Raw genomic sequence first — 6,569 nt, 5'->3', positions numbered from 1 at the left:
AAAGTTCGCTTATAGCCGTAACAACAGCTAGTGGTGGGTAATCCGGTAACTCGCAAAGCTCACCCAATTACCACGGCCCGAAGTAGCGTAAGGACGTTCGCGGCTTGCCCATAATCTCTGGCGCTTGTTTCCTCGCCTGCGTCATTCATCAACCTTGAGACCGCCATTCAAACAAGGCGCCGCGCAGTCTACGTCAATGCGATGTCGGGTGCGTCTTCCTGTTTCATGCCGATCACGTTGTATCCGCCGTCAACATGATGGATTTCGCCGGTGACGCCGGACGCCAGATCGCACAGCAAATATAGTCCCGCACCGCCGACATCGTCGATGTCCACGTTGCGGCGCAGCGGCGAATTGAGTTCGCTCCACTTGAGAATATAGCGGAAATCACCGATTCCGCTGGCAGCCAGCGTTTTGATCGGGCCCGCAGAAATCGCATTGACGCGAATGTTGCCGGGACCAAGATCATTGGCCAGATATTTGACGCTGGTTTCCAGCGCAGCCTTCGCCACGCCCATGACATTGTAATGCGGGATCACCTTTTCGGCGCCGTAGTAGCTCAAGGTCAGCACGCTTCCGCCGGTTTCGGGCATCAGCTTTGCTGCTCGTTTCGTGGCGGCGACCAGCGAATAGGCGCTGATATTCATCGTTTGGAGGAAATTTTCGAGGCTGGTATCGACATACTTGCCGCGCAATTCGTTCTTGTCCGAAAACCCGATTGCATGGACCAGAAAATCAAGCCCGCCCCAGCGTTCCTCGACCGCAGCGAAGGCCGTATCGAGCGCATCCATATCCGCGACGTCGCATTCGATCAGAAAATCGCTTCCGACCTGCGCGGCTAGCGGGCCGACGCGTTTGGCCAATGCTTCGCCGGGATAGGAGAATGCCAGTTCGGCGCCGTGTTCGGCAAGTTTCTTCGTAATCCCCCAGGCAAGTGATTTGTCATTGGCCAGCCCCATAATGAGCCCGCGCTTGCCCTGCATCAATCCGGTCATTTGGCACCACCTTGTTCAGTTTCGTTCCCGGCTCCGGCTTCGGCTCGTTTCAGCGCCGCGCGTTTCCGGTTGTCTGCCTGTCCGACGAAATCCACTTCTTCCGGCGGTTCGGCCAGCGCGGCATTCAATTCCGCCCCTACAACCATCCCTAGGCCGACCAGCCAGAAAAAGAAAAGCGTGATCATGATGCCGGCCATGCTGCCGTAGGTCAGATCGTAACTGAACATGCTGCGCAGCACCGGAGGTAAACCGATCGTAACGCCGACCCACCATACCGTAACCAGCAGCGCACCGGGCCATTTGGGATATCGCCGCGTGCGATAGGCGGCGGGTGTCAGCGTATAAAACAGCAGGTAAATCGACCCGAACAAACCCAGCGCCGGCACGATCCGGCTGATCGACAATTGCGCCATCGCGTCTGCAAATTGGGGAATATAAGCCTGGATAATTTCCTGTGCGGTTCCGATCAGCACCTGCGCGATAAGGCTGACCAGCAACAGGATCACGGCCGAGATGATTATGCCGGTAGAAAGCAGCCGGTATTTTAGAAACGAATGCGTTGCGACAGTACCGTATGCCCGGCGCAGGATGTCGCGAATTGTCTCGATCAGACTGCCAACCGTCCACAGCCCGAACAGACCACCGATCCACAAAAGCCAGCCCGATCGCGCTTCGATCACGCTGCGCGCGACGGGCTCTATGACATTGCCCACCACTGGCGGCAATGCGAACAGGATTGCGTTAATCGTGGCTGCGCGTTCGGCCTCCTCGCCGATTGCGGAAAAAATAGCCGCGCCGGTGATAAAAAAGGGAAAGATCGCCAGCATCGCCATATAGGCAAGGTTGCCCGCATGAATGAAACCGTCGTTGTAGGCGCCCACGGCTACCCGTTTGACGACTTCGAAGAACCGTGTCCCGGGCCCCACTCTTCCGCGTACCCGTTGACCCAGCTCGCGGCGCCGCTTCGCCGCTTCCTCCCGCCGGGCTTCCGGCGAATAGGACCGGATAATGCGTTCTTCAGGATCTGGCAGGTCGGCTTGCGACATTCGGCTCCGGGGGTTTAATTACCGAGCTTGCTGCGCGGATCGGAAGTGTCCTTCCAGCCTTCGAGACGATTGGCAAGTTCGCTGACATCATCGGGAAGCGCGATTTCCAGCGTCACAAGCTGGTCGCCGCGCTGACCGTTCTTGCTGGAAAAACCCTTGCCCTTGAGCCTGAGCACCTTTCCTGAAGAACTTCCCGGCGAAACCGTCAGCATCACTGCGCCGTCCACTGTCGGCACCCTTATTTTCGCGCCAAACACGGCTTCTTCCAGTGTGACCGGCAGATCAAGCCTGACATCATCACCTTCGCGGCGGAAGGCCGCGTGAGGCTGGATAGTCAGGGTGACGGTCGCATCGCCGTTTCCGCCCGGCCCGGATTCGCCCTTGCCCTTGAGCCGCATCTGCGTCCCGTCCTCGACGCCGTCGGGCAGTTTCAGATCAATTGTTTTGCCGTCTGCCAGTGTTATGCGCTGGTCGCGGCGGGTCGCCGCATCGACGAAGGGTACTTTCAATCTGTAGCTGACATTTGCGCCCTTGCGCGGCGGCGGTTGCGGTGGCCGCCGGCCAAAGTTTCCGCCCGGCCCTGCACCGCCCGCGCGTCCGCCAAACAGACCTTCGAAAATATCGCCCAGATCCATGTCTTCAGCACCGAAGCCCTGAAAATCCTGCGAACTGAAACCGCCGCCCCCGCCGCCCCCGCCGCCGCCGCCGCGGCCGCCAAACCCGCCGCCGCCAAACGGCATTTTCGGATTGCCGTCGCTGTCGATTTCACCGCGGTCGAAGCGGGCCCGCTTGTCCTTGTCCGACAGCAGATCATAAGCGTTGGTGACCTCGGAGAATTTGTCCGAAGCCTTGGGATTGTCTTTATTTCTGTCGGGGTGAAGCTCCTTGGCAAGTTTGCGATAGGCAGACTTGATGTCCTTCTCGCTCGCCGTGCGGGCAACGCCCAAAGTCGAATATGGATCAGCCATTGCGTGTTAGCTAGGTAATGCAGGGGCCGGGCGCAAGCGCAGCGGGCTTTCCTCATACGATTTGCATCGGTAGACGGGGCCCATGGACACTTCGCAAGCCAATAGCGCCATTCCCGTTGCCGATCCTTTCGAACTGTTCGGCAAATGGTTTGCCGAAGCACGGACAAGCGAACCCAACGATCCCGATGCCATGGCTTTGGCAACCGCGACCCCCGGCGGCGCCCCTTCTGTCAGGATGGTTCTGCTGAAAGGGCACGGCAGCAACGGATTCACGTTCTACACCAATGCCCAAAGCCGCAAAGGGCAGGAAATAGGCACTAATTCGCAGGCCGCGCTGCTGTTTCACTGGAAAAGTCTGCGGCGGCAGATCCGGATCGAGGGCGTGCTCGAAGAAGTATTGCCCGAGACGGCAGACGCATATTTTCACAGCCGCTCGCGCGATTCGCAATTGGGCGCGGTTGCATCCGACCAGTCGCGGCCATTGCCCCGCCGGCAGGATTTTATCGACCGGTTTGACGAGGCGGCCACGCGGTTCGAGGGCAGCATGGTGGAACGGCCCAGGCACTGGACGGGATTTACGCTGCTGCCGGGAGCGTTCGAATTCTGGCTTGATCGGCCAAACCGACTGCATGACCGTCGCCGTTTCGAGCGGACCGGAGACGGCTGGACCGATATGTTGCTATATCCATGAGCGGCCGTCTCCACGCTTCGCATGAAAAGCGTGCCGGGCTGACGCGCACTGCCGCATATGCGTCGATTTCGGTTGCCGTTTTGCTTGTCGGTCTGAAGCTATGGGCAACCTGGCAGAGCGATTCTGCAGCCATGCTCGGCAGTCTGGCGGATTCTTCGCTCGATCTTGTCGCCAGCCTCGCCACTTTGCTCGGCGTCTGGGTTGCTGCGCACCCTGCTGATGAGGATCACCGCTTCGGCCACGGCAAGGCGGAAGCTCTGGCTGCGATGTTCCAGGTTGTGCTGATCGCGCTTTCGGCGTTCGGAATTGCTTTCAGTTCAATCACCCGTTTGATCAACGGCAACCGCGTTGCAGCAATCGAGGAAGGGATTGCCGTCTCGGTCATTGCCATCATCGCCACTGTCGGGCTACTGGCCTGGCAGCGTTATGTCATCGCCCGCACACAATCGGTCGCCATCGGCGCGGACCATGTCCATTATCAGTCGGATCTGCTGCTCAATCTGGCAGTCATAGCGGCGCTGGTTCTGGATTCTGTGATTGGCGTGTCCGGCGCCGATCCGCTGTTCGGCCTTGGCATAGCTCTGTGGCTTGGCTGGGGTGCGTGGCGCGCTTCGTCCGAGGCTATCGACCATTTGATGGACCGCGAATGGCCTGAAGAAAAGCGTCATCGTTTCGTCGAAATCGCCGCCAGGCATGAAGAGCTGCGTAACCTCCATGATTTGCGGACACGCACCAGCGGCAACCGCGATTTCGTCCAGTTCCATGTGGATATGCCTGCAGGGATGAGCGTGGGCCGAGCGCATGAGATCATTGACCGCGTCGAAGAAGATCTGTGCAGCCATTTCCCGAACATGGAATTGCTGATCCACATCGATCCAGCCGGGCATGTCGACGAGCCGGACAACCCGATGGTTGAAGAAGATGAATTCGCCAAATTGAAGGACAGCAAGTGAGCCAGAAGATCCCCTACTGGCATGTCGATGCCTTCGCAAACCGTTCGTTCACCGGCAACCAGGCCGCTGTGATGGAGTTGGACAGCTGGCTTGCCGATGATGTTCTGCAGGCTATTGGCGAAGAGAACAATTTTGCTGAAACCGCCTTCATCGTGCGCGACGATACGGGCGCGGCAGACTGGGAATTGCGCTGGTTTACGCCCTTACTGGAGATCAGGCTTTGCGGCCATGCAACGCTTGCATCGGGTCATGTCCTGCTATCCCGCGATGGTGCTGGTGACCGCGTCACTTTTCGTACGCGGCAGGCAGGCGTTCTCGAAGTTGTGAAGGCAGAAGGTGGATACGAAGTTGGCCTTCCCGCGCTCAGAACCGAACCGGGTGAATGGGAGGAGGCAGCGGAACTGCTGGGCGCCCGGCCGCTGGAAACCTGGCAACACCCTGATCGTTACAACATCTTTCTGTTCGCCAGCGAAGCAGAGGTCCGCGCGTTAACCCCCGATTTGCGCAGCCTCGCCACATTTGGCGATCCGCAGTATATTTGCACTGCGCCGGGGGAGAAAACAGACGTCGTCAGCCGCGTATTCGTGCCTGGCGCAGGTGTGGACGAAGATAGCGTGACCGGTTCCGCCCATGCGGCGTTGACACCGTTCTGGGCCGAAAAACTGGGCCGTGACAGGTTTACCGCACATCAGGCGTCGCAGCGCGGCGGGGATCTGACCTGCAGACTGGCCAAGGATGACCAGGGCGAGCGTGCATGGCTGGGCGGGCGCTGCGTCACTGTGGTGGAAGGGTCGTTCTACATTTCGGGATAAAGTTCGGCGACATCCATCAGTTCGCCGACCAGGGCCGTCCGTTTGGCCTGATCGGTATGCCCCAGCCGCACGATGGTCAGCTTTTGATCCGGGCTGACGATAATGTACTGGCCCATATGGCCAATGGCCGCGAACATCGTATCCGGACCACGGTCAGCCTGTTCATCATCGCGGTCGAAGCCGGAATCGCGGTTCAACCAGGTTTGCGCGCCGTAAAACGGCGATCGCGGGCTTGGCGTCTTCATGAAATCGATCCATCGGCGCGGCACCATTTGCGATCCGCGTTCCGACCCGCCATGGCGCAAGAATTCGCCGAATTTGGCCCAGTCGCGCGCGGTCGCATGCATAAGACTGCCGCCAACAAGTGTTCCGCGGGCGTCGAATTCGGGGACCATGCTGTCCATTCCCAGCGGTCCGAACAACCTTGTCTGAAGATAATCGGCCACCGTCTTGCGGCGGACTTCGGGATCATTACTTGTCGTCAGCGCCCGGGCAGCGATATCTGCCAGAATGACAGTTGTGTTCGATGAATATTCGAATTGGCGGCCAGGTTCGGCTTCCAGGGGCTGGGCCCCGGCGTAATCCGCCATGTCATCTCGGCCGTCCAGAAACAGCATCCTGACTTCTGCAGAATCGTATATCGGATCGCTGGCCTCGGAATGGCGTAATCCCGACCGCATCTGCAATAATTGCCGCAGGGTGATTTCACCGCGCGGGTCACCCGGGCGCTGCCAGCGGGGCACCGGCGGCGAATCGTCCAGCCTCAGCCGCCCGTCGGCCACCAGCATTCCGATCATCACCGCCGTGACGGTTTTGGCCATCGACCAGCTGACAAAGCGTGTTTCGGCATCATATCCCTCGCCGTAACGCTCGGCCACGATCTGGCCGCGGTGCATCACGATTGCGGCGCGCGTTTCGCCGATGGTTTCGGGATTGGCAAACAGGTCATCCACTTGCCTTGCAACCTGCTCCGTCGGGGCACCGGCATTATCGGATACGGCGGCGAGCGCCTGCTTGCTCAGCGGCGGCGGCGCATCCGTTCCCGCCTCTCCGCAAGCGGCAAGCAACATCAACGGCAGGATCGGCAAGAGCGTTCTGGACATG

Annotated in this window: 7 protein-coding genes; 3 read left to right on the top strand and 4 right to left on the bottom strand. The window is 59.5% G+C overall.

All coding sequences use genetic code 11. The annotated features are described in order from the left end of the window. Window positions 1-188 precede the first annotated feature (188 nt). Genes fabI through WFP06_RS12995 form a run of 3 tightly spaced genes read right to left on the bottom strand, consistent with a single transcriptional unit; the run spans window position 189 to window position 3,009 of the window. Complete coding sequence (gene fabI / locus WFP06_RS13005) at window positions 189-995, bottom strand: enoyl-ACP reductase FabI (protein WP_336987585.1); 807 nt, start codon at window positions 993-995, stop codon at window positions 189-191. After that, window positions 992-2,041 (bottom strand): YihY/virulence factor BrkB family protein, encoded by a 1,050-nt coding sequence (locus WFP06_RS13000; RefSeq protein ID WP_336987584.1) that lies wholly within the window; start codon window positions 2,039-2,041, stop codon window positions 992-994. Before WFP06_RS13000 ends, fabI begins: the two co-directional genes overlap by 4 nt. Window positions 2,042-2,055: 14 nt before the next feature. After that, window positions 2,056-3,009 (bottom strand): DnaJ C-terminal domain-containing protein, encoded by a 954-nt coding sequence (locus tag WFP06_RS12995; RefSeq protein ID WP_336987583.1) that lies wholly within the window; start codon window positions 3,007-3,009, stop codon window positions 2,056-2,058. Window positions 3,010-3,091: 82 nt separating this feature from the next. Here WFP06_RS12995 and pdxH point away from each other — a divergent pair, with 82 nt between their 5' ends. Genes pdxH through WFP06_RS12980 form a run of 3 tightly spaced genes read left to right on the top strand, consistent with a single transcriptional unit; the run spans window position 3,092 to window position 5,465 of the window. Continuing rightward, window positions 3,092-3,700 (top strand): pyridoxamine 5'-phosphate oxidase, encoded by a 609-nt coding sequence (gene pdxH / locus WFP06_RS12990; RefSeq protein WP_336987582.1) that lies wholly within the window; start codon window positions 3,092-3,094, stop codon window positions 3,698-3,700. Beyond that, window positions 3,697-4,653 (top strand): cation diffusion facilitator family transporter, encoded by a 957-nt coding sequence (locus WFP06_RS12985; RefSeq protein ID WP_336987581.1) that lies wholly within the window; start codon window positions 3,697-3,699, stop codon window positions 4,651-4,653. The genes pdxH and WFP06_RS12985 overlap by 4 nt, the downstream gene beginning before the upstream one ends. Next, window positions 4,650-5,465, top strand: coding sequence for a PhzF family phenazine biosynthesis protein (locus WFP06_RS12980; protein WP_336987580.1), 816 nt, complete (start codon window positions 4,650-4,652; stop codon window positions 5,463-5,465). Before WFP06_RS12985 ends, WFP06_RS12980 begins: the two co-directional genes overlap by 4 nt. Here WFP06_RS12980 and WFP06_RS12975 read toward each other — a convergent pair. Further along, window positions 5,450-6,568: a serine hydrolase domain-containing protein gene (locus WFP06_RS12975; protein WP_336987579.1), complete on the bottom strand. Its 1,119-nt coding sequence runs from the start codon at window positions 6,566-6,568 to the stop codon at window positions 5,450-5,452. The genes WFP06_RS12980 and WFP06_RS12975 overlap by 16 nt on opposite strands. Between the last annotated feature and the right edge of the window lies 1 nt (window position 6,569).

Origin of the sequence: Altererythrobacter aquiaggeris (assembly GCF_037154015.1) — a bacterium.
Taxonomy (GTDB): domain Bacteria; phylum Pseudomonadota; class Alphaproteobacteria; order Sphingomonadales; family Sphingomonadaceae; genus Aestuarierythrobacter; species Aestuarierythrobacter aquiaggeris.
This window is presented reverse-complemented; position numbering and strand designations above follow the sequence as displayed.

Coding starts and splice junctions, on each gene's coding strand:
- fabI (WP_336987585.1), bottom strand. CDS start 995: ATGACCGGATTGATGCAGGGCAAGCGCGGGCTCATTATGGGGCTGGCC.
- WFP06_RS13000 (WP_336987584.1), bottom strand. CDS start 2,041: ATGTCGCAAGCCGACCTGCCAGATCCTGAAGAACGCATTATCCGGTCC.
- WFP06_RS12995 (WP_336987583.1), bottom strand. CDS start 3,009: ATGGCTGATCCATATTCGACTTTGGGCGTTGCCCGCACGGCGAGCGAG.
- pdxH (WP_336987582.1), top strand. CDS start 3,092: ATGGACACTTCGCAAGCCAATAGCGCCATTCCCGTTGCCGATCCTTTC.
- WFP06_RS12985 (WP_336987581.1), top strand. CDS start 3,697: ATGAGCGGCCGTCTCCACGCTTCGCATGAAAAGCGTGCCGGGCTGACG.
- WFP06_RS12975 (WP_336987579.1), bottom strand. CDS start 6,568: ATGTCCAGAACGCTCTTGCCGATCCTGCCGTTGATGTTGCTTGCCGCT.